This window comes from Nonomuraea sp. NPDC049637, from assembly GCF_040675235.1.
Classification (GTDB): domain Bacteria; phylum Actinomycetota; class Actinomycetes; order Streptosporangiales; family Streptosporangiaceae; genus Nonomuraea.
In genome coordinates this window covers 64,494-86,890 of sequence record NZ_JBFAOM010000030.1, presented here as the reverse complement: position 1 = coordinate 86,890, position 22,397 = coordinate 64,494, and the positions used below count along the sequence as shown (strand labels likewise).

Annotated in this window: 15 protein-coding genes; 5 read left to right on the top strand and 10 right to left on the bottom strand. The window is 72.2% G+C overall.

What is annotated here, in order from left to right:
- Position 1: 1 nt before the first annotated feature.
- Positions 2-1,360, bottom strand: a complete 1,359-nt coding sequence (locus AB0J71_RS33405) for a hypothetical protein (RefSeq protein ID WP_364417859.1) — start codon at positions 1,358-1,360, stop codon at positions 2-4.
- A gap of 81 nt (positions 1,361-1,441) precedes the next feature.
- Positions 1,442-2,182, bottom strand: a complete 741-nt coding sequence (locus AB0J71_RS33400) for a lytic polysaccharide monooxygenase (RefSeq protein ID WP_364417857.1) — start codon at positions 2,180-2,182, stop codon at positions 1,442-1,444.
- Positions 2,183-2,510: 328 nt separating this feature from the next.
- Between AB0J71_RS33400 and AB0J71_RS33395 the strand changes: the two genes are divergently transcribed.
- The 3 genes from AB0J71_RS33395 to AB0J71_RS33385 all read left to right on the top strand — a co-directional run bounded on the left by AB0J71_RS33395 (position 2,511) and on the right by AB0J71_RS33385 (position 5,277).
- On the top strand, positions 2,511-3,515 hold the full coding sequence (locus AB0J71_RS33395; protein WP_364417855.1) for a TerC/Alx family metal homeostasis membrane protein: 1,005 nt from the start codon (positions 2,511-2,513) through the stop codon (positions 3,513-3,515).
- Between the two features lie 101 nt (positions 3,516-3,616).
- On the top strand, positions 3,617-4,333 hold the full coding sequence (locus AB0J71_RS33390; protein ID WP_352327830.1) for a GNAT family N-acyltransferase: 717 nt from the start codon (positions 3,617-3,619) through the stop codon (positions 4,331-4,333).
- Positions 4,330-5,277: a lysophospholipid acyltransferase family protein gene (locus AB0J71_RS33385; RefSeq protein WP_364417853.1), complete on the top strand. Its 948-nt coding sequence runs from the start codon at positions 4,330-4,332 to the stop codon at positions 5,275-5,277. Before AB0J71_RS33390 ends, AB0J71_RS33385 begins: the two co-directional genes overlap by 4 nt.
- Here the strand turns inward: AB0J71_RS33385 and AB0J71_RS33380 are convergent.
- The 3 genes from AB0J71_RS33380 to AB0J71_RS33370 are packed head-to-tail and all read right to left on the bottom strand — an operon-like array spanning position 5,238 to position 8,396.
- Positions 5,238-6,122: a carbohydrate ABC transporter permease gene (locus tag AB0J71_RS33380; protein ID WP_364417851.1), complete on the bottom strand. Its 885-nt coding sequence runs from the start codon at positions 6,120-6,122 to the stop codon at positions 5,238-5,240. The two genes, AB0J71_RS33385 and AB0J71_RS33380, sit on opposite strands and share 40 nt — an antisense overlap.
- Position 6,123: 1 nt before the next feature.
- On the bottom strand, positions 6,124-7,047 hold the full coding sequence (locus AB0J71_RS33375) for a sugar ABC transporter permease (RefSeq protein ID WP_352328307.1): 924 nt from the start codon (positions 7,045-7,047) through the stop codon (positions 6,124-6,126).
- Positions 7,044-8,396: an extracellular solute-binding protein gene (locus tag AB0J71_RS33370; protein WP_352328308.1), complete on the bottom strand. Its 1,353-nt coding sequence runs from the start codon at positions 8,394-8,396 to the stop codon at positions 7,044-7,046. The genes AB0J71_RS33375 and AB0J71_RS33370 overlap by 4 nt, the downstream gene beginning before the upstream one ends.
- 353 nt (positions 8,397-8,749) lie before the next feature.
- Between AB0J71_RS33370 and AB0J71_RS33365 the strand changes: the two genes are divergently transcribed.
- Positions 8,750-11,161, top strand: coding sequence for a glycoside hydrolase family 3 N-terminal domain-containing protein (locus AB0J71_RS33365; protein WP_352328309.1), 2,412 nt, complete (start codon positions 8,750-8,752; stop codon positions 11,159-11,161).
- Entirely contained in the window at positions 11,148-12,173 is a 1,026-nt protein-coding gene (locus tag AB0J71_RS33360) for a substrate-binding domain-containing protein (protein ID WP_364336868.1), read from the top strand. Before AB0J71_RS33365 ends, AB0J71_RS33360 begins: the two co-directional genes overlap by 14 nt.
- On the opposite strand, the gene AB0J71_RS33355 is transcribed toward AB0J71_RS33360, so the two are convergent.
- The 5 genes from AB0J71_RS33355 to AB0J71_RS33335 all read right to left on the bottom strand — a co-directional run bounded on the left by AB0J71_RS33355 (position 12,160) and on the right by AB0J71_RS33335 (position 22,287).
- The gene (locus tag AB0J71_RS33355; RefSeq protein ID WP_352325886.1) at positions 12,160-13,716 is read right to left on the bottom strand and encodes a PQQ-binding-like beta-propeller repeat protein; all 1,557 of its coding nucleotides are present in this window, start codon (positions 13,714-13,716) and stop codon (positions 12,160-12,162) included. The two genes, AB0J71_RS33360 and AB0J71_RS33355, sit on opposite strands and share 14 nt — an antisense overlap.
- Complete coding sequence (locus AB0J71_RS33350) at positions 13,713-15,302, bottom strand: carboxylesterase family protein (RefSeq protein WP_352325887.1); 1,590 nt, start codon at positions 15,300-15,302, stop codon at positions 13,713-13,715. The genes AB0J71_RS33355 and AB0J71_RS33350 overlap by 4 nt, the downstream gene beginning before the upstream one ends.
- Positions 15,303-15,431: 129 nt before the next feature.
- Complete coding sequence (locus AB0J71_RS33345; RefSeq protein ID WP_352325888.1) at positions 15,432-16,811, bottom strand: xylan 1,4-beta-xylosidase; 1,380 nt, start codon at positions 16,809-16,811, stop codon at positions 15,432-15,434.
- Positions 16,812-16,971: 160 nt separating this feature from the next.
- Positions 16,972-18,552, bottom strand: a complete 1,581-nt coding sequence (locus AB0J71_RS33340) for a glycosyl hydrolase family 18 protein (RefSeq protein WP_352325889.1) — start codon at positions 18,550-18,552, stop codon at positions 16,972-16,974.
- A gap of 165 nt (positions 18,553-18,717) precedes the next feature.
- Positions 18,718-22,287, bottom strand: a complete 3,570-nt coding sequence (locus tag AB0J71_RS33335; protein ID WP_364417849.1) for a discoidin domain-containing protein — start codon at positions 22,285-22,287, stop codon at positions 18,718-18,720.
- Positions 22,288-22,397: the final 110 nt, after the last annotated feature.

Genomic DNA, 22,397 nt, shown 5'->3' with positions numbered 1-22,397 from the left:
CCTACTGCGGGCAGGCCAGGCGGCAGCCGCCGAAGCGGGCCTCGTCCGGCTCCGGGAAGCGGGACTTCGGCGCCCCGCGCAGCGCCTCGGCCATCGAGGCGCGCCAGATGGGGCCGGGGACGGTGGTGCCGTCCACGGTGTCGTAGCGGCGTCCGCCGACGGTCAGGCCGGTGAGCGTGGGCCGATCGGGCCCGGCGGTGGGCGGGCGCCGCTGGGACCCGTCGGGGAACGTGCGGGGCTCGGACTCGTCGGGGAACCCGAGGCTGACGGCGGTGGCCAGGTCGGGGGTGTAACCGGCGTACCAGGCCGACCGGAAGTCGGGGATCCTGCCCGCCAGGCCCGCCGCGTCGCGGCCGAGCCCGCCGGTCCGCAGCAGGCCGGTCACCGCGTCGGCGACGGCCGCGTCCAGAACCTGCTCGCACCGTGGGGCGAGGGCGTGCAGGACCTTGCCGGAGCCGTCGCGGACCTCCTTGACCGCCCTCGGCGCGCAGCGCAGGCCGTGGGCGGCCAGCGTGGCGTAGGTGGCGGCGACGGTGACGGTGTCCGCCTCGTTGATGCCGAGCGTGAACGTCTCGTACTCCTGCAGCGGTGTCCCGTCGGGGCGGGCGAGGCCGAGCCGCTGCGCCATGCGCACGGTCCGGCAGAGGCCGACCCGCTCCTCCAGCCGCAGGAAGAAGGGGTTCGGCACGTCGCGGGCGGCCGAGCGCAGGGTGGTGAACGCGCCGCCGTCGTCGCCGCCGGGGCCGATGATCGTGTGGGCGGGGTCGCCGACGTTCTCGCCCCTGCAGTTGGTGAAGGAGGCGTAGCCGGTGGCCTGGAAGGAGCGGGCGCGGGGGAAGCCGTCGTCGTAGCGGAAGCCGCCCGACAGCGCCGCGGCCAGCGTGTACGCCATCGCCGTGGAGCCCTGGGGCAGGGCGTGCGCGCCCTCGCCGCGGCTGGCCGCCAGCGCCCTGATCTCGCCGCCGCCCGGCGCCACCATGGCCTCGACGGCGACCGGCGTGTCCCCGGGGCGCACCCGCGCCTCGACGGCCCGCTGCGCCGCCCGCTGCGCCCGCGGGTCGAGGGTGGTTGCCACGACCAGGCCGCCCCGGGTGAGCAGCCGCGGATCGATCGCGGTCAGCTCGTCGTGCACCCGGCGGCAGAAGGCGGGGTGGCGGCTGGCCGCGCAGTCGGCGGCGAGCTTCTCGACGACCTGGCCGCCGCCGTCGACGATCACGCTGTCGCGCACGACCAGCGGGGCGACGGCCAGTCGCTGCCTGGCCGGAGGCTGCTCGGCCGTCGCCGACAGCAGCAGGACGACTCCCCAGACGGCCGCCGCCACCCCGGCGACGACGCCGACGGTGAGGAGAGGTCGCTTCATGGACGTCCTTCCGGAAGGGGGGTGCGGCCGGCCCGTCCATCATGGCCGACCGCACCGCCCCCGCGCACCGGAGCTAGACGATCACACCCGTTGCCACAGGGCGGGCACGTTCGGCGGCTCCCAGCCGGGCAGCGCCGTGTGCGGCTGGAGGCAGCGGTAGGTGACGTTGTTGTAGACCACCTGGTCGCCCGACTTGTACGCGGTGCCCGCCGTCCAGTTGCCGGTCGGGCCCTGGGTCGGGGTCACCGTGGGGGTCGGGGTGGGCGTGGGGGTCGGCGTCGGGGTGGCGGTGGGGGTCGGCGTCGGGCCGCCGGGGCCCACCTGCAGGTCGACGCAGTTGTAGAAGGCGTTCTCGGTGTCGGCGATGTTCCAGATGGCCAGCAGCTTGATGCGCCCGGTCCGGCCGCCCAGGCTGACCGAGTGGGTCACCGTGGAGCCCGGTTGCCTGCCGTGGTCGTCGAAGACCGCGATCCTTGTGCCGCCGACGTAGTACTCCCACGTGCTGGTGGCGTGCCGGGCCTCGATGAGCCACTTGAAGTTGACCGTGTCGCCGACGGACGCGGCGGGCCAGGCCTTGCTGTCGTCGTCCAGCGGGGCCCACCGGGGGTCACCGCCGCTGCAGTTGCGCAGGCCCTTGGGCCCCTCGACGCTCTGCGGCTCCCAGATGATCTGGCCGCAGTTCTTGACCTTGCCGGCCGCGCAGTTGGCCTGGCGGCTGGGCGGGTCGGAGATGTAACCGTGCGCCGAGGCCGGCGGGGAGAGGGCGACGACGGTGGCGACGGAGACCGCCACCATGGCTAAGAAGGTCCATACTCTGCGCATGTCACCGTTCCTTCATGCTGGGGGATGCTCCCAAATATAAAGGAAAGTTTCCTAACGGTAAATGGTCCAGTCAGCGCTTTTCCGCCCGCCAGTCAGGTGGTCGTCACCTTCCGCCGGTGGCGAGGGCCCTGCGCCTGATGGCAGACGGGGCGGGCCAACGGGTGGTGACATGTCGTGACTTAGCCTAGGCTGAGGGTGCCGAGGGGAGTACTTCGCAAGCGCCGGCCCGGTCAGTACGGACGTCCCAGACGTCCCCGGGCGGCCGCCCGCGCGATCGGCGCACGGGCGAAGGAGACCTCGAACGATGACGCGCGTTCGAGGAGGACCCATGCCCCCGGGCACATTGCAGGCTGCCCCCGCCCTGACCACCATCGCCACGCCCACTCTCTGGCTGGTCGCGATCGCCGGGCTCGTGCTGCTGCTGGCGCTGGATCTTCTGCTGACCAGGCGCCCGCACGAGGTCCGCATGCGCGAGGCGGCCGGCTGGTCGGTGTTCTACCTGGTGCTGCCGGTGATCTTCGGCTGCTACCTGTGGGCGGACCACGGCGGCGGCGTCGCCGTGGAGTTCTTCACCGGGTTCGTGGTGGAGAAGTCGTTGTCGGTGGACAACCTGTTCGTGTTCATGTTGCTGCTGGCCGCCTTCGCCGTCCCGCCCGCGCTGGCCCGGCAGGTCCTGCTGTACGGGATCGTCGGCGCGCTCGTCCTGCGCGGCGTCTTCATCTGGCTCGGCGCCGCCGCCCTGCAGAGCGGCACGTGGGCGTTCCTGCTGTTCGGCGCGATCCTCATCGTCACCGCCGGGAAGATCCTCAAGGACGTGCTCGGCGGCCACGAGCAGCAGGTGGACATCTCCAACATGCGCAGCGTCCGGCTGGTGCGCCGGTTCGTGCCGGTCACCGACGACTACCGCGGCTCCCGGCTGGCCGTGCGCGAGGGCGGGCGGCTGGCCCTGACGCCGCTGGCCCTGGCCGCCGTCGCCGTCCTGGGGACTGACATCGTCTTCGCCGTGGACTCCGTGCCGGCCGTGTACGGCGTGACCGAGGACCCGTTCCTGGTCTTCGCCACCAACGCCTTCGCGCTGATGGGCCTGCGGGCGCTGTACTTCGTGCTGCAGGGCGTCCTGACCAAGCTGCGCCACCTCAACCACGGGCTGAGCGTCATCCTGGCCTTCATCGGGGTCAAGCTCGTCCTGCACTGGGCGCACGGCGTCTGGGACTGGATGCCGCAGATCCCGACGCTCGCCTCGCTCGGCGTGATCGTCGCCGTCCTGACCACGGTCACCCTGACCAGCCTGTACGCCAACCGCCGCGACCGCGAGAAGGAGGCCGCGAGCTAGTTCACCGCTCCGACGCCTGGGTGCCCCCGACGAGAGAGCCCGCCGTCATGTCGGCATGACGACATGGTCGCGAGACGCTTTCAGGGAAGGACCCCGCGCCCATGACGATCTCTCTTGACACGAGCCGGTACACGGTCGGCATGGCCACGAGCCCCGCCGACCTCCAGGCGGCCCAGCGGCTGCGGTACGAGGTCTTCGCCGAGGAGATGGGGGCGCGGCTCGACAGCCCGGTCTCCGGCCTCGACGTGGACCGGTTCGACGCCTACTGCGACCACCTCCTGGTGCGGGAGGGGCGGCGGGTGGTGGGGACGTACCGGCTGCTGCCGCCGGGGCGGTCCGACCGGCTCTACTCCGACGGCGAGTTCGACCTGCGGGCCCTCGCCCCCATCCGCAATGACCTCGTCGAAGCAGGACGTACCACCGTGCACCCGGACCACCGGGACGGCGCGGTGGTCGCGCTGATGTGGGCCGGGATCGCCCGGTACATGGTGAGCGGCGGCCACCAGTGGCTGGCCGGCTGCTGCTCGGTGCCGCTCGACGACGGCGGCGCGCTGGCGGCCGGGGTGGCCGGGCGGGTGCCGCTCGGCCCCGAGCAGCACCGGGTCACGCCGTACGTGCCCTGGGCGGACGGCGGCGCGCCGCGCTCCGACCGGTTCGTGCCGCCCGCGCTGCTCCGCGGCTACCTGCGGCTGGGCGCGTGGGTGTGCGGGCCGCCCGCGCACGACCGGGACTTCGGCACGGCCGACTTCTTCGTGCTGCTCTCGATGGCCCAGGTGAACACCCGCTACCTGCGTCACTTCCTGGGCGGGACGCCGTGACCGGCCCGTGGCTGCGTACGGGCCCGTGCACGCCGGACATGTGCGTGGGTGCGGCGGTCGTCGCGGCGGGGGCGGCCCGCCGGGCGCTGCGGCTGCTCGCCGCGGCCGTGGTGGTGCTGGCCGGGGTGCCGGCGGCGCTGTCCCTCCGCCACGCCGGCCCGGCCGTGCGGGCGCGCGTCACCGGAACGTGGGCCCGGCTGCTGCTGCGCGCCCTGGGCATCCGTCTGGACCTCGTCGCCGAGGAGGCGGCGGAGGCGACCCGGCCGCCGAATGCGGCCGGGGTGGGGGGCGGGGCCGCGGGTTCAGGGGGACGTGGGGAGACCGGGGAGCTGGTCGTGGCCAATCACGTGTCGTGGCTGGACCCGCTGGTCATCGCGGCCGCCGTGCCCTCGCGCCCGCTGGCCAAGCGGGAGATCGCCGCCTGGCCGGCCGTCCGCACGCTGGCCGCGGGCTCGGGCGCGCTGTTCATCGACAGGGAACGCCTGTCCGCGCTGCCGTCGGCGGTCGCCGCCGTGGCCGCGGCGCTGCGGGCGGGCGACTCCGTCGTGGCCTTCCCCGAGGGCACCACGTGGTGCGGGCTCGGCATGGGCGACTTCCGGCCGGCGGTGTTCCAGGCGGCGATCGACGCGGGCGCCGCCGTACGGCCCGCCGCGCTGCGCTACCGCGAGGACGGCCGGCCCTCGACCCGCGCCTGCTACGTGGGCGAGGACTCGCTGCTCGCCTCGGTGCTGCGGGTGGCCGCGACCCGGCGGCTGGCCGTCGAGGTGCGCCTGCTGGCGCCCCTGCGCGCCGCGCCGCCGGCCGGTCGGCCGCGGGCGCGCGCCGCCCTGGCCGGGACCGCCGAGGCCCTGGTGCGCGCCGCGGCGGACGGCCCTCCCCGGCAGGAGCGGGGGAGGGCCGTCGCTCACTTGCCGAAGCCCGCGGTCAGCCCGCTGAGCAGCTGACGGCGGCCCACCACGTAGAGGATCAGGATGGGCAGCGTGGTCAGGACGACCGAGGCCAGCACGGCGGGCACGTTCACGCTGTACTGGCCCTGGAACGTCCACAACGCCAGCGGCAGCGTGCGCTTGTCCGGGCTCTGGGTCAGGATCAGCGGCAGCAGGAAGCCGTTCCAGATCGTCAGCGCGTTGTAGATGGTCACCGTCACCACGGCCGGGCGGGTCAGCGGGAACGTCAGCCGCCAGAGCATGCCCCAGTCGGTGGCGCCGTCCAGCCGCATCGACTCGAACAGCTCCTTGGGCACGTCCCTGATGAAGTTGGACAGCACCAGCACCGACAGCGGGATCGCGAACGCGATGGAGGGCAGGATCATGCCCAGCAGCGAGTCGTACAGGCGCAGCCGGATGATGATCAGGTAGATCGGGATGATCGTGGCCTGGAGCGGGATCGCCAGCCCCATGAGGAACAGCGAGTTCACCCCGCGCAGGAACCGCCCGCCGCCGCGCACGATCGCGTACGCCGCCATGAACGACACCCCGACGGCCGGGATCACCGCGCCGAGGGTGACGAGGAGGCTGTTGAGGAAGTACAGCGCGAAGTCCGACTCCAGCACCAGCCTGTAGGCCCCCAGCGTCGGCTCCGCCGGCGGCGCCAGCGGGTTGGAGGCGTAGTAGGAGCTCTGCTCCTTGAAGCTGGTGATGACGATCCAGTAGATCGGGACCACCACGATCGCCAGCCAGATCCACCCGGCCACCCCGGCCACCCAGTTGCGGCGGGCGGCGGCCGGCCCGCCCGCCCGCCGGGACGCCTCGGCGGCCCGCCGCGCCGGTTTCGTCAGCGTGGTCGCCATGTCAGGCCCCTTCCAGCTGGCTCGCCGCGGCGTCGCGGCCGCCCAGGCGGCGCAGCAGCAGCGCCAGCGCCAGGCCCACGAGGACGAGGATGACCGCGATCGCGCTGGCCGGTCCCATCAGGTTGGCCTGGAACCCCCGCTTGTACATGTCCAGGGCGAGCACCCGGGTGGCGTCGCCGGGACCGCCGGCGGTCAGCACGAAGATCAGGTCGAAGAACGTCAGCGACCCGACCACCATCAGCGTGGAGGACGTGATGATCGTGTACTTGAGCTGCGGCAGCGTGATGCTGAAGAACGTGCGCACCCGGCCCGCGCCGTCGAGTTGGGCGGCCTCGTACATCGAGCGCGGGATCTGCCGCACGCCGCCCTGGTAGATCAGCGAGTGGAACGGGATGAACTGCCACGACACCACGAAGATCACCACGCTGAAGGCGAGGACGGGCTCGCCCAGCCAGTCCTGGGCCAGCAGGTCCAGGCCGAGCCCGGCGCCGAGCCCGAAGTTCGGGTCGAGCAGCGCCTTGTAGGTGATGGCGATGGCGGCCGAGCTGAGCAGCAGCGGGATGAAGTAGAACACCGACAGCACGGCCCGATAGCGCTGCTGACCGGCCAGGAACACCCCGAGCAGGATGCTGGCCGGCGTCTGCACCGCCCAGGACGCGGCCATCACCAGGAACGTCACCCACAGCGCGTGCGGCAGCCCGGGATCGGCGAGCACGGCCTGCCAGCTCGACAGGCCGGCGAAGCCGATGTCGCCGAGCCCGTCCCAGGAGGTGAAGCTGAGGACGAGGACCCCGGCCAGCGGGATCACGCCGAAGGCGACGAAGAGCAGCAACGCCGGGACGGCCAGCCAGGCGAGGGAGCCGCGGCCCCCTCGCCCGGCCGCCGCCGGCGCCCGCCGCCCGGCGGGGATCGGGATCACGCTCACTTGCCGATGACCGCGTTCATGTTCGTCTGGAACTGCTGCGGCGAGATGGACAGCTGGAACAGCTTGGCGATGTTGTCCAGCAGCACTTCGGCGGCGGTCGGGCTGAGCGCCTGGTCCCACGACTGGGCGAAGGTCTTGGCGTTGCTGGCGATGCCGTAGACGAACTTCAGGAACTCGGCGTCGGGGGAGGAGGCGAAGGCGGCGTCGGCGCCCTTGACGATCGGGACGGCCCCCGTGTCCGCCCACTCCTTGACCTCGGTCTGGTCGAGCACGCCGCTGGTGAAGAACTTCTTGGCGATCTCCTTCTGCTCGGGCGTGGCCTTGGCTGAGATCGACAGGTACTGGCCGGGGTTGCCGACGGTGTTGCTCGGGTCGCCCTTGCCGCCGTCCACGGGCGGGAAGTTCATGTAGCCGAGGTGGCCGCCGGGGACGAAGTCGCCGCCGTCGTTCTTCATGCCGCCGTACGTCCAGCCGCCGTGCAGCATCATCGCGGCCTTGCCGGTGTAGAGCAGCGCCTGGTCGGCGTTGGAGTCGGCGGTGATGGAGGAGAAGCCCTTGATGAAGCCGTTCGCCTTGATCAGGTCCTGCATCTTGGTCAGGGCGTCGAGGGCGGCGGGGTGGGACCAGGCGTCCTTCTGGCCCTCGAACACCGCCTGGAACACCTCGGGGCCGCCGATCCGGTCGAACAGGAACTCCAGCCACATCATGTTGGTCCAGCGCGACTGCCCGCCGAGCGAGAACGGCGCGATGCCCTTGGCGTTGATCTTGGGCACGATGTCCATGATCTCGCCCCAGGTCGTCGGCGGCTGCACGCCGACCTTCTCCAGGACCTCCTTGTTGTAGTACAGGACGATCGGCTGCACGGTCTCGCACGGCATCGCGTAGATCTTGCCGTCCACGGTGGCCGCGCCGAAGGAGGAGGGGAACAGCCGGTCCTTGACGGCGGCGTTCTCGGAGAACCAGGACGTGAGGTCCTCGACCTGGCCCGCCTGCACGTAGCTGCGCAGCGTGCCGCCGCCCCAGCCCCAGATCAGCGTGGGGGCCTGGCCGGCGCCGATGGCCGTCTTGATCTTGGTCTTGTAGGCGTCGTTCTGGAACGCCGTGCCCTCGATCTGGGTGGTGGGGTTCGCCTTGTTGAAGCGCTCGATCGCCCGGCGGCGCACGCCTTCCTGCGGCTCGACCGACAGGTACCAGTAGGTGGCCTTGGCGCCGCCGCCGCCACCGCCGGTCGGGCCGCCGCCACCCGCGCGGGTGGGGCCCGACGTGCCGCAGGCGGCGAGCGCGGCTCCCAGGGGCAGCCCCATCGAGAGGCTGAGGAAGGTGCGGCGAGAGGTTGTCCTGGTCTCCACGCTGATCTCCGTACTCGAGTGCCGTGGCCTGGCCGCGGCTCGGTTGTCCTTGGGACGCGTTGGCCGGCGGTCGGATCGGCAAACCCCCCAATGCCGCTCGTCCGCTCGCCGTTGAGTGAACTAGTCGAAACATTTGCGACATGACCGCGCGGCACGTCAATCTAGATTTCGACCATTACCCTGTCAAGACCCTGTCCCGGAAACCGGATCTGGGCGCCGGGCGGTCCTGTGTAGTAATCTCGCGCGGGCATCTAGCTGGCTATTCTGCGCCAGTTGCGGCATTGTGCAGGTGGCAGGCCCAGCTCCGAAACATTTCGAAATTTTGCGGCAGAACTCTTGAAGGAGTGCAGTTCATGACGGCTCTAGATCGGACCCCGGCGGATCGGGTCCTCGGTCCGTGGCTGGACCCGGCGCTTCCCGTGGCCGAGCGCGTCGAGGCCCTCCTTCAGGAGTTGACGCTGGAGGAGAAGGTCGCCCAGCTCGGCAGCCGGTGGGTGGGCAACGACATGGCGCACGAGGAGGCCGCGCCCGCCCCCGACCCGGACGGCACGGGCACCCACAACGTGGCCCCCATGCAGGACGTTTTCGCCGCCTCCGGCACCGTGCCCCTGGGCGAGGCCGCCCGGCACGGGCTCGGCCACCTGACCCGGGTGTTCGGCAGCGTCCCGGTGACGGTGGCCGAGGGCGCCGCCGAGGTGGTGCGGCTGCAACGCGAGGTCGTCGGGTTGTCCAGGCTGGGCATCCCCGCCCTCGTGCACGAGGAATGCCTGACCGGTTTCACCACCTACGGCGCCACCGTCTACCCGGCGGCCATCGCCTGGGCCGCCACCTTCGACCCCGGCCTGGTCGAGCGCATGGCCGCGGCCATCGGGCGGGACATGCGCGCCGTGGGCGCCCACCAGGGCCTGTCCCCGGTGCTCGACGTGGTCCGTGACTACCGGTGGGGCCGGGTCGAGGAGACGATGGGGGAGGACCCGTACCTCGTCTCGATGCTCGGCGCGGCGTACGTGCGCGGCCTGGAGAGCGCCGGCGTGATCGCCACGCTCAAGCACTTCGCCGGGTACTCGGCCTCGCGGGCCGCCCGCAACCACGGCCCGGTCCCGATGGGCCGCCGCGAGCTGATGGACATGATCCTGCCGCCGTTCGAGGCGGCGATCACCCTGGGCGGCGCCCGCTCGGTGATGAACTCCTACTCCGACGTGGACGGCGTGCCCGCCGCCGTCGACTCCTGGCTGCTGACCGAGCTGCTGCGCGAGGAGTGGGGGTTCACCGGCACCGTCGTGTCCGACTACTGGGCGGTCCCGTTCCTGGCGACCATGCACCAGGTGGCCGCCGATCCGGCGGACGCGGGTGCGCAGGCGCTGGCCGCCGGCGTGGACGTCGAGCTGCCCGACACCCTCGGCTTCGGCGCCCACCTGGTCGAGCGGGTGCGCCGGGGCGAGCTGCCCGAGTCGCTGATCGACCGCGCCGCGCGCCGGCTGCTCACCCAGAAGGTGCAGCTCGGCCTGCTCGACCCCGGCTGGACGCCGGAGGGCTCGGTCGCCGGCGCGCAGGACGTCGAGCTGGACTCGGCCGCCAACCGCGCGCTCGCCCGCGAGCTGGCCGAACGCTCGATCGTGCTGCTGGACGCCGGGACCGCGCTGCCGCTGAGCGCGGACCTCGGCCGGATCGCCGTCGTCGGCCCGTGCGCCGACGACCCGCGCACGTTCATGGGCTGCTACGCCTTCCCCAACCACGTGCTGCCCCGCTACCCCGGGCTCGGGCTCGGCGTCGAGGCCCCGACCGTGCTGGACGCGCTGCGCGCCGAGCTGCCCGGCGCCGAGATCGTGCACGAGCCGGGCTGCGCGGTCCAGGGCGGCGACCGGTCCGGGTTCGCCTCGGCGGCCGCCGCCGCCCGCGCGGCCGATCTGTGCGTCGCGGTCGTGGGCGACCTGGCCGGCCTGTTCGGCCAGGGCACGTCGGGCGAGGGCTGCGACGCCGAGGACCTGCGGCTGCCCGGCCTCCAGGCCGACCTGCTGGCCGAGCTGTTCGCGACGGGCACGCCGGTCGTCGTGGTGGTCGTCTCCGGCCGCCCGTACGCGCTGGGCGAGGTGCACGACGGCGCCGCCGGGCTGGTCCAGGCGTTCATGCCGGGAGAGGAGGGCGGCGGGGCGATCGCCGGTATACTGAGCGGTCGTGTCCAGCCTGGAGGCAAGCTTCCCGTGCAGATACCCCGCCATCCTGGCGGGCAGCCGGGCACCTACCTGCAGCCCCCGCTCGGAGCCGACAGCAAGGGCATCAGCAACCTCGATCCCACCCCGCTGTTCCCCTTCGGGCACGGCCGCTCCTACACCACCTTCGAGGTCGGCGACCTGCGGATCAGCGCCGCCGAGGTGCCGACCGACGGCGAGTTCACCGTCTCGGTCCGCGTCGCCAACACCGGCGGCCGGGCGGGCGACGAGGTCGTGCAGCTCTACCTGCACGACGTCCTCGCCCAGGTCACCAGGCCGGTGAAGCAGCTCACCGGCTTCGCCAGGGTCCGCCTCGAACCGGGCGAGAGCAGGCGGGTCTCCTTCCTCGTCCACACCGACAGGACCGCCTTCACCGGGCGCGACCTGCGGCGGGTCGTGGAGCCGGGAGACGTCGAGGTGCTCGTCGGCACGTCCGCCGCCGACCTGCCGTGCCGCGGCGTGGTCCGGCTGACCGGCCCGGCGCGGCCCGCCGGCGCGGGCAGGCGGCTGGTCACACCCGTGGAGATCCGAGGAGGAACAGATGCCGGCTCCTAGGCGCGCCACGCTGGCCACCGTCGCGGCCTCGGCCGGCGTGTCCGTCGCCACCGTCTCCAAGGTGCTCAACGGCCGCAGCGACGTGGCCCCGGCGACCCGTTCGCTGGTGCAGTCGCTGCTCCAGCAGCACGACTACGTGCCCGCCACGCCGCGCCGCGGCGAGGCGGGCGGCCCCGCCACGGTCGAGGTGCAGTTCGACGACGACCTCAACGCCTACTCCACCGAGATCATCCACGGCGCGATCGAGGCCGGCGACGAGCTGGAGACGTCGGTCGTCGTCAGCATCAGGAAGAGCCACCAGCGCACCGGCGGCTGGGCGCGCGACCTGGTGGCCGCCGGGCGGCGGGCGCTCATCGTGGTGACCAGCGAGCTGACCGGCGCGCAGCTCGGGGCGCTGACGCGGGCCCGGCTGCCGCTGGTCGTGATCGACCCGCTCAACCTGCCGACCACCAGCGTGACCAGCGTCGGCTCGACGAACTTCGCCGGCGGCCTGACCGCCACCCAGCACCTGCTGTCCCTGGGCCACCGCCGCATCGCCTACATCGGCGGCCCGCCGACCTCGGCCTGCAACCAGGCCCGCCTGCACGGCTACCGCGCGGCGCTGGAGGCGGCCGGCGCGCCCGAGCCGCCCGGCTACGTGCGCACCGCCCACTTCCACTACCAGGACGGCCTGGTCAACGGCGCGAGCGTGCTCGACCTGCCGGAGCCCCCGACCGCGATCTTCGCCGGCTGCGACGAGATCGCGCTCGGGGTCATGGAGGCCGCCAGGTCGCGCGGCCTGCGCATCCCGGAGGACCTGAGCATCGTCGGCTTCGACGACACCCAGATCGCCCGGATGGCCTCGCCGCAGCTCACCACCGTGCGCCAGCCGCTGCGCGAGATGGGCCGGGCGGCCCTGCGCACCGCGCTGCGGCTGGCGGCCGGCGAGCGGATCGACTCCCACCACGTCGAGCTGGCGACCGAGCTGGTGGTGCGCGGCTCGACCGCCCCGGCGGCGCCTACGGAAGGCTGAAGGCCAGGAACACCGACCCGTACGGGTTCGGGTACGGCGTGAAGGAGTACCCCGACTGGACGAACAGCATGCCGTGCGACACCACGGCCCCGCCGCCGCCCGAGACGGCCCCGCCGCGCCCGGTCAGGCCGTTGACGCCCGGCACCTCCTGCATGGTGTCGTAGGCCCACACGACCTCGCCGGTGCGCGCCGAGTAGGCCCGCATCTTGCCGTCCATGCTGCCCTCCCAGACCAGGCCGGGCGTGCTGGAGACGGCCGGGGTGTGGCCGAGGCGGCAGACGTTCGGGTACTGGGCCGCGCCGCCGGTGGCGCAGCCGTCGGCCGGGTTGGGCGTCTCCCACAGCAGGTGCCCGGTCGCCGGGTCGAGGGCGAACAGGGTGCCGGGCTGGGCCATGTACGTGGCCACGTACAGGCGCTGCCCGTCGAACGAGGTGCCCCACTGGACGCCGGACAGGCCGCCGCCGGGCATCGGCTTGGACAGCTGCCGCTGCCAGACGATCTTCCCGGTACGCGCGTCGAGCACGTGGTACACGCCCGCCTTCTGCCCGATGCCGACCAGGGCGCGCCCGCCCGCCCTGAACAGGTTGGGCGCGGCCCCGAGGTCGAAGTCGAGCGCGGTGCCGTCGGGGAGGTTCGGGCAGTACTCGCGGTCCTCGGGGGTGGGCAGCGAGCACTCCAGCCGCCAGGTGTCCACGTCGGTCATCCGCCGGGTCCAGCGCGGCCGGCCGGTGTCGATGTCCAGCGCCAGCACCGAGTCGTAGTGGCCGGCGCTGCCGGTGTAGTTCTGGCCGGTGCCGACGTACAGGGTGCGGGTGAGCGGGTCGAGGGCCGGGGAGCTCCACACGCCGCCGCCCGAGGGGGCGTACCGGGGGACGCCGTTGGGCCAGGTGCCGTCCTGGCGGGCCTTCGGGACGGTGTTGAAGCGCCAGACCGGGCGGCCGGTGTCGGCGTCCATGGCGTCGAGGTGGCCGCGGAAGGTGCAGCAGGCGTGCTCCTTGCCGAGGATGTTCTCGCCGCTGGAGACGCCGACGTAGACGCGGTCGCCGAAGACCAGGGGCGAGCTGGTCACGATCGCCGTGACGGTGTCGTCGAGCCGGCGGGCCCAGGCCAGCCGGCCGGTGCGCTGGTCCACGGCGTAGAACCAGCCGCGCACGTCGCCGAAGTACACCTTGCCCCTGGCCACGGCCGGGCCGTCCTGCACCTGGGTGCGGCCGGTGCCGACGGTGGCCAGGTCGAACTCCCAGCGGGCGGCGCCGGTGGCGGCGTCCCTGGCGTACAGCTTGCCTTCGGGGGAGCCGAAGTACACGGTGTCGCCCACGACGGCGGGCTGGCTGCGCGGCGTGCCGGCCTCCTTGGGATAGGCGAAAGCCCACTTCAACGCGAGGCCGCCGACCGTGCGCGGGTTGATCGCGCGTTCGGCCGCGTTGTGCCGCCAGCCCAGCGGGCCCTGCTGCCACATGGGCCAGTCGCCGCCGGTCGCCGCCTGCGCGGGCGCCGGGCCCTGCAGCAGCGCGAGGCAGAGCGCGGTCAGCAGCCGGATCATGAGGTCGCCTCCTTGTTCCAGAACGCGCACTGGTGCTGCCTGGCGATCTCCCGCGTCACCTGGCTGTCACCGGCCGGGGCCAGGGACATGACGGCGGGATCGGTGCGGGTGTACCGGGGCCACAGCGGGGTCCCCTCCGCGGTCGGGTCGCCGGTACGGGCGAAGCCCGTCCACTGGGCGACGAGCTGGGCGCCGAAGGAGCGCTGGTTGGCGTCCAGGTCCTTGACGTCGGAGTACAGGAAGGGCGCCTCGCTGATGTGGAAGGCGCCGTTCGGCTTGGTCCGGTCGAGGAAGAACAGCGGCGGCGCGTCGGTGTTGTCCACCTGGAAGGCGTACACCGGCAGGTGCGCGGCCAGCCGTTCGTCGTTGAGCAGCGCAGGGCAGACCGAGTTGCTGTCGGCCACGATCGTCCGGTAGGCGATGAACGCCGCCGGGGCGGGGAACCTGGCCAGCGGGTAGCGGGCGAGCACCTCGGGGGCGAGGGGGCCGTACTGCCGGCGGACCAGGGTCTCGTACTCGTCCGGGGTGTTCGCGGCGGGGAGCTGGACCTCGTCGCGGCCGACGCCGTGCATGAGGGCGACCTTGTTGACCTTGCCCCTGGCGAACGCCCGGGACGGCGACATCGTCAGGATGCGGCCGTCCACGATGGGGGCGATCGTCCCGCGGTCCGGGCCGAGCCCGTCGCCGGACTGGTCGAGCAGCGCCTTGACCGGCTTGGACCGCAGGCATGCGGCCGGGTCGGCGGCCTGCTCGCAGCCGAGCGCGGCGGCGAACCGGCCGCCCTGGGCCTGCGCCTCGGCCTGCGTGGGCAGCTCGGCCTTGCAGTCCTGCGGCTGCCAGAAGGTGTTCACGCCGCGCAGCGAGTTGTACTCGCCGCTCTGCACGATGCCTTTCTCGAACAGGCCCTTCGCGGTCGGCGACGCCGTGTGCGCGCAGACGCTCGACCCGCCGGCGCTGGCCCCGAAGATCGTCACGTTGCCGGGGTCGCCGCCGAAACGGGCGATGTTGCGCCGCACCCAGCGCAGCGCCTCCTGCTGGTCGGACAGGGCGTAGTTGCCGGCGTTCCGGCCGAAGGCCCGGTGGGACAGGAAGCCCAGGACGCCCAGCCGGTAGCCGACGCCGACGTGCACGACGCCGCCGGCCTTCGCCAGGTAGGAGCCGTCGGAGGGGGCGCCGTAGCGGAAGCCGCCGCCGTGGAACTCCACCATGACGGGCAGGTCGCGCGCCCCTTCGGGGGCGGCGACGTTGAGCTTGAGGCAGTCCTCGTCCTCGGAGGGGGAGCCGAGCAGCTCGGCCTGCGGGCACGGGCTGCCCCGCCCGGTGCCGGAGAACACGCCGGGCCAGGGCGTGGCCCGGCGCGCGGGCGTCCAGCGCAGGTCGCCGACGGGCGGGGCGGCGTAGGGGATGCCGAGCCAGGAGCGCAGGCCCTCGCCCGCGATCCCGCACACCTGGCCCGAGTCGGTGGTGACGGTCGTGCCGGGCGCGCAGGCGGGCGCGCCGCGCGGGGCCGCCTGCGAGGGCGGCGTCGTCAGGCTGAGCGACGCGATCACGACGAGCGCGCTCAGCCCTGGTCGGAGCTTCAACATGCGCAAGTTCCCTCGGTGGATTCACACGGGACCTTGCGCATCGTGTCAAGGCGAGTCAGCCCGATCAATGGCGGCCGTCATACCGGACCGCCATCTCGCCCGTGCGATCACCGCCGCGCCGCCTCGCGGCTAGCGGTCGCTCCACTTGATCTCGTACGGCTTGAGCGTCAGCTCCTTGCCGTCCACCGTCGTGGTGACCTGCTTGCCGGCGGTGTTGACGGCGAGGAGTCGCCGGGGCTGGGCCAGCACCCGCACCCGCCGGTCGGCGGAGGTGACCGGCTCCAGCTCGGCCCCCGCCGGGAACCAGCGGGTGAAGTCGCTCACCAGCTTGCCGGTGGGCATCAGCGCGCCCGTGCGCGGGTCCCACATGCAGGCCCGGCACTCGCCGTCCTTGGCCTGCGGGTTCCAGTACAGGGCGGTGCTCGCGCCGCTCCTGGCGAACTCCATCATCGAGACGGCCTGCACGGCCAGCCGCATGGGCTCGTCCCAGACGGTGCCGTCCTCGGGCACGAAGTACCACTCCGACCACCACACCGGCAGGTCGCCGGTCTTCTCGCGCAGCCACTTGGTGATCGCGCCGAACTTGCCCAGGGCGCCGAACGCGTCCGGCAGCAGCTCGTGGGTCTCGGTGGGGGAGGCGCCGTCCACGACGACGAAGTCGGCGCCCTTCTTGTGCTTGAACCAGTACTCGAAGGCGTCGAGGGCGTGCTGGTTGACCGCCCCCCACGGGCCGCGCAGCTCGGTGTCGCCCTTGCTGTCGCTGTCGAAGCCCAGGTACGGGCCGCCGATCTTGGCGTCCGGACGGACCGCCTTCACCGCGTCGTACACCTTGTTGTACAGCTCGGTGTAGCCCTTGTAGTCCGCGGGCTTCGCGTGGTCCCGCCAGAAGCCCTTGAACTCGTTCCAGACCATGAAGTACTTCACGTCCCGGTAGCGCTCGGCCACGGTCGCCGCCAGCTTGGCGAAGTCGTCGAAGTGCTCCGGGTACGGCGCGTCCTCCAGGTGCTCCTTCCAGGCCGACTCCTCGGTCGGGCCCTCGGGGCCGCCCTTCATCCAGTCGGGGGCGCAGCACAGCGTGATGACGCCGATGCCGCCGGACTCCCGCATGAAGTTCGTCCGGCTGTCGAGGTCCTCCCAGAAGTACTCGCCCCGCCGCGGCTCGGGGTTGAGCGCCCCGAAGCCCATGATGTGCTGGTTCTGCAGCATCGGCGTCTCGGACAGCGCGCGGGCGACGTCCTGCTCCAGGCGCGGGGTGATGTTGTTGGCGCTGACGCCGGTGTGGGTCAGGCCCCAGCGCGGCCAGTCGGCGTCCACGGGCGGCGGCTTCAGCGCCTCGGCGGTGGCGGCGGGCGAGGACGTCTGCGGCGGCTGGGCGCCGGTGGTCTCCTGGTCGGCGGTGGCGCCGAGGGAGCAGCCCGCCGCGAGCAGCGCCATGGCGGCGAACCCCATGACGCAGGTGGCCAACCGGCCGGAACGCCGCGCCGCCGCCCTCCCGCTTACTGTTGACACCTGAATCCCCACCTGGTCCTCGGCGCTTTTTGCCTAGAGCGTTCCATGCCCCCGCAAACGCGGCAAACCAGTGGGCCGGATTCACAGCCAAGCGTTATCTCGCGGACACGGCGGCGCTTCCGGCGCCCCTGGCGCGCCGGAAGGCCGCCGCGTCCTGTCCCTAGCGGCCCTGCAGGCCCTTGACGTTGTCCCCGAACGTCCAGCCCTTCGAGCCGTCCCAGTTGATCGACCAGGTCATCAGGCCCTTGAGCTGGCCGTTGAAGGCGTTCCAGCCCTGCGAGACAAGCGAGGGGGCCATGTACCCGCCGCCGGCGCCCGGCTGCGCGGGCAGGCCCGGCACCTGCTTGTCATAGGGCACGGTGATCGTCGTGCCCTGGATGGTCAGGCCGTTGTTCAGGCAGGTGGTCTGCACGGTGAAGCCCTGCACGGTGCCGGCGGAGTAGGAGTCGCCGGAGCAGCCGTACATGCTGCCGTTGTAGTACTGCATGTTCAGCCACCACAGGCGGCCGTTGTCGGCGTACTTCTTGATGATCGGCAGGTACGCGCCCCAGATCGACCCGTACGTCACGCTGCCGCCCGTCACGTACGCCGTCTCCGGCGCCATGGTCAGGCCGAACCCGGCCGGCATCTGGGCGAGCACGCCGTCGATGATCCGGATGAGGTTCGACTGCGAGGCGGAGAGCTGGGTGATGCTGCCGCCGCCGGTCAGGCCGGTCTCGATGTCGATGTCGATGCCGTCGAAGTTGTACTTCTTCAGGATCGGCACGACGGTCGCCACGAACCGGTCGGCGACGGCGCTGGAGCCGAGGTCGATGCCGGCCGCCGCGCCGCCGATGGACATGAGGATCGTCGCGCCGGCGGCCTTGGCCTGGCACATCTCGGCCGGGGTGGCGACCTTGACGGTGGCGTCCATGCCGTCCTCCCACAACACGGTGCCGTCGGAGCGGATGACGGGGAACGCGGCGTTGATCACGTTGTAGCCGTGCGCCTTGATGCGCGGGTCGGTGATCGGGATCCAGCCGAGCGGCGGGTGCACGCCGTTGATCGCGCCGTCCCAGTTCTCCCAGTAGCCCTGGATCACCTTGCCCGCCGGCCGCGGCTTGGTCGGGCAGGTGGTGTCGGTGGGCGTCACGGTCGGGGTGACGGTGGGCGTCACCGTGGGGGTCACGGTCGGGGTGACGGTGGGCGTCACCGTGGGCGTGACGGTGGGGGTCACGGTCGGGGTGACCGTCGGGGTGATCGTGGGGGAGGCGGTGCCGCCGGGGCCGTCGAAGCTGACGTCGTCGGCGTAGTAGGTGCCCTGGCCGTACCAGCCGTGCAGGAAGATGACCGCGGTGCTCTGGCTCGCGGTGGTCGTGAACGACACGGTGAGCTGCGTGTACGCCCCCGCCGACGACGTCCAGGACGAGGAGCCGCCGGTCACGCCGAGGTAGACGTAGCTGCCGCGCACCCACGCGCTCAGCGTGTACGTCGTGCTCGGCCGCACCGACACCGACTGGGTGCACTGCGCGGTGTCGGACCCGCTGGCCGCCGCGGCCAGCGCCTTGGTGCCGGAGTGGACCGGGGTGGAGACCACCGACCCCAGCCCGCCGGTGCACGACCACGGCGACAGGGATCCGGTCTCGAAGTCCGGATTGGTGAGGAGGTTGGCCGCCTGGGCGGAGGTCTGGACGACGAGGACGCCCAGTGCCGCCAGGACGGAGGCCAGCAGCACGACGAGGAGACGGCGCGTTCGCTTCATGGTGGACAACCCTTTCGTCGCCCGAGCGCGGGCCCGCGACCAGCGGGTTCATCGGATTATGTAAAGAAACTTTAAAGTTGTCCACGGAGCTTGCATACCATTTGGGTCATATCGCGGACGTGCCGTCCGGGCCCCCGCGGACCCGGACGGCGCCTCCGGACGCGCTCAGTTCACATTGAGCGTGAACGTGCTCGTCGTGTTGCGGATGTCGGTCGCGTTGCCGCTCAGCCGCAGATTGCCGAACGTGGCCGAGCCGACCGCGGGGCCCTGCCCCGGCTCGGGCAGCTCGTTGACCCAGATGCCGAAGCCCGACTTGGCGTCGAAGGCGTCGCCGCTGCGCCGCGCCCCCGAGATCGACACGTTCGTGAACACGGTGTCGGTGACCGGGTTCAGCGGCGTGCTCGGGCTGGAGTAGGCGGTCTGGAACATGATCCCGCTGTAGGTCGGGTCCACGATGTCCACGTCGGTGACCCGGATCGCGGTGAACTTCTTGGAGGCGGAGAAGATCCACATCGCCGGGAACGTCTGCTGCCCCCAGAAGTGCCCGCCGGCCCGGACGAGCGAGATGTTCTCGAACTTCGTCTGGCCCGGCCCGAAGTCCCGCATCGGGATGCCGAAGTCCAGCGAGCTGATCGTGATGCCCGAGTAGACCAGGGTGTCGGCGATGTAGGCGTTGCGCACGACGTTGTTCTGGCCGCCGTACACCGCGACGCCCGCGGCCCGCCAGGTCAGCAGCGAGGTGATGTTCTCGAAGACGTTGCCCGACTGGTCGGCGTTGACGTTGTCGATCGCCGCGAACAGCGCGAAGCTGTCGTCGCCGGTGGCCCGGGTCTCGACGTTGGTGATCAGGTTGTTCGTGCTGCCGTTGGTGAAGTTCGCGCCGTCGGCGAAGGTGTTCCTGATGCGCGAGTTCCTGATCGTCACGTGGTCGACGTTCGTGCCCCAGAACATGCAGATCTGGTGCTCGACCCAGAGGTCGTCGATCGTGATGTTCGAGACCTTCGACAGGTCGAAGATCTTACCGGGGCCGTCGATGCGCGAGGTGTAGTTGCCGAAGTGGGCGAACCCGGCGAACGTCGAGCCGTTCGACGACGCCTCGGTGCGCCAGCCGACGTCCGTGCCGTCCTGGCCCGCGGGCGAGACGAACCTGGTGTACCAGGGGCCCGCGCCGACCACCTTGACGGCCTTGCCGTACACCTGGAACTTGCCCGTCGTCTGGTACGTGCCCGGGGGCAGGTAGACGCCGGTCAGGCCGGCGTCCTGGCGCGCCTTGTCCAGCGCGTTCTGCACGTCCTGCTGGGAGAACCCGGCCGGCACGGCGTAGTGCGCGGGGTCGGGGTTGGCGACCGGCGAGACCTGCTCCAGGCTGACGAAGTCGACGGCGTAGGTCGTGTTGTTGGCCGGGTCCTTCTGCAGCCTGATCCTGCTGCCCTTGGGGACCGTGGCGTTCAGCATGACGTTGGCCTCGTCGTAGATGTGGCGGGCCGGGCCGGCGCCGGGCGAGTTGCCGGGGCTCGCCTCCGCGCCGTACAGCCAGGCGTACTTCGAGGTCAGGTCGATGGCCTTGTGGAAGGCGCCGTTGACGTAGATGTTCAGGGTCGAGCTCGTGCCGCCGCCGCCCGGGGCGTCCGGGATGGAGAAGCGGGTGACCAGGGTGTTGGTGTCGGCCTTGGTGGTCCACTCGACGTAGGAGCCGGTCTGGTTCAGCGTCACCGCGCGGCGGCCCGACGCCTCGCCGGCCACCGTGCCGACGTCCCTGCTCGGGCCGACGACCTGCGCGCCGCCGCCGGTCACGCCGTCCTCGGCCTCGTAGATGTCGTACGGCATGTTCGCGCCGCGGCCGACGAAGAGCTGCTGGACGCTGGTGTTGTTGGCCTGCTTGACCGGCAGCTCGTTGGCGTCGTTCGCGATGACGGTCTTCACGGTGTAGCGGCCGCCCGCGGCCGTCCAGGTGCCCAGGGACACGGGGGCGGTGGTGGCGCCGGCCGCGATCGCGCCGCTGTGGGCGCCGGTCAGGGTCCTGACGACCGTGCCCGCCTCGTTCGCGACGGTCAGCGTGACGCCGTGCGCGCCGGCGGCCGAGGCCACCGTGCCCTGGTTCCTGATCGCGACCGAGAAGGCGACCGTGCTGCCGGCGGCCGGGTTGCCCGGCGTCCAGGAGACCGGCGCGGCGACCAGGTCGGAGGTGTCCACCGGCTTGACGACCAGCGGGGACGGGCCGGTGAGGGAGTTGTTGGACTCGTTCTGCTCGATGACGGTCCCGGCGTCGTCGGCCTTGGCGGTGACCGGGTAGCTGCCGGCCTCCCGGGCGCCGATGTTCGCGGTCACGGTCGCCGAGGCGCCCGCGGCCAGCGCGCCCACGTTGGCGGTGGCGACCTTGCCGGCGCCGAGGGAGAAGGCGACGTCGGTCGCGGCCGACGCCGCGTTGCCGGCGTTCCTGACCACGGCCGACAACGTGACCGCGTCGGTCTCCACCGGCGCCTGCGGCGACCAGGACAGCGAGGTCACGGTCAGGTCGGGGTTCGGCGCGGGCACGCCCATGACCTGCAGCTCGGCCACCTGCCCCGCCGGGGCCCCGGTGTTGGCCGTGAACGACAGCCGCACGTCGGCCACCCGCGCCCCGACCGGCACCGTCACCGTGTTGCCCGAGCCCGGGTCGAACGTGTACGCCGCCGAGGAGACCAGGTTCGTGAACCCCGAGGCGCCCTGCTCCCTGCCGAGCACCTGGAACGTCTGGGTGCGGGTGCTCCACACGGCGGCCGGGTCCAGCCTGACGACGACCGAGGAGACGTCGGCGTTCGCGCCGAGCTGCACGGTCAGCGTGTTGGGATAGCTGCCGCCCGCGCCCTCCCAGTACGTCGTCACGCTGTTGTCGTTGGCGTTGGCGGCGACGTAGGTGTGCACGTAGGAGGAGGCGGTGATGGGCTTGCCGGCGGCCAGGTTGGAGCCGCCGCCACCGCTGCCGACGCGGGTGACGGTGTTGCTCGCCGGGGACTGGTTGCCCGCCGCGTCCCTGGCCTTGACCTGGTAGGAGACCGTCAGCGTGCCGGGCTGGGCGTCGGTGTAGGTCAGCACGTTCCCGGCGACGCTGCCGCGCAGCGCGTTGTTGGCGTAGACGTCGTAGCCGGTCACGCCCACGTTGTCGGTGGCGGCGGTCCAGGTCAGCCTGATCTGGCCGGCGACCGGCTCGGTGTAGGCCAGGCCGCCGGGCGCGGACGGCGGCTGGGTGTCGCCCGAGCCGGGGCCGCGCACCTCGAACTCCGACACCTGGGCGGCGGGCCAGCCGGTGTTGGCGGTGACGGTCACCCGGACGTACCGGACGGTCGCCGCGGTGAACGTGATCGTCGCCGCCGGGGCGAACGTGCGCACGGCCGAGGCCGAGAGCGTCGTGAGCGGCGAGCCTTCGGTGCCGCCCTGCACCGTCAGCGTCTGCGTCCTGGGCTCCCAGGTGGAGGGCAGCTTCAGGACCACCTCGTTCACGCTGACGGCGGAGCCGAGGTCCACCTGGATCCACTGGGGGAAGGCGTTGTTGGCGCTCTCCCAGTAGGTGGCCTGGTCGCCGTCCGTGGCGTTGCCGCCGCCGTAGACGTCGGTGGTGCTGCTCACCGTGACCGGTTTCCCGGCCGCCAGGTTCGGGCCCGCGGCCGCGGCCGGCGGAGCCGTCCAGCCGATCAGGGCCAGGGCGACGGCCACGGCCGCCGCGAGCGGTCGTAAGAGGGAGGGCTTGCGTCTCATGGGGGGTGTCACCTCTCGTCGGGCTGGGAGGGTTGCCCGCACCTTAAGTTGACTCCTAGAAATCCGCAATGTTTCAACTTCGTTTCGCAAATAATCGACTATGACGTGAT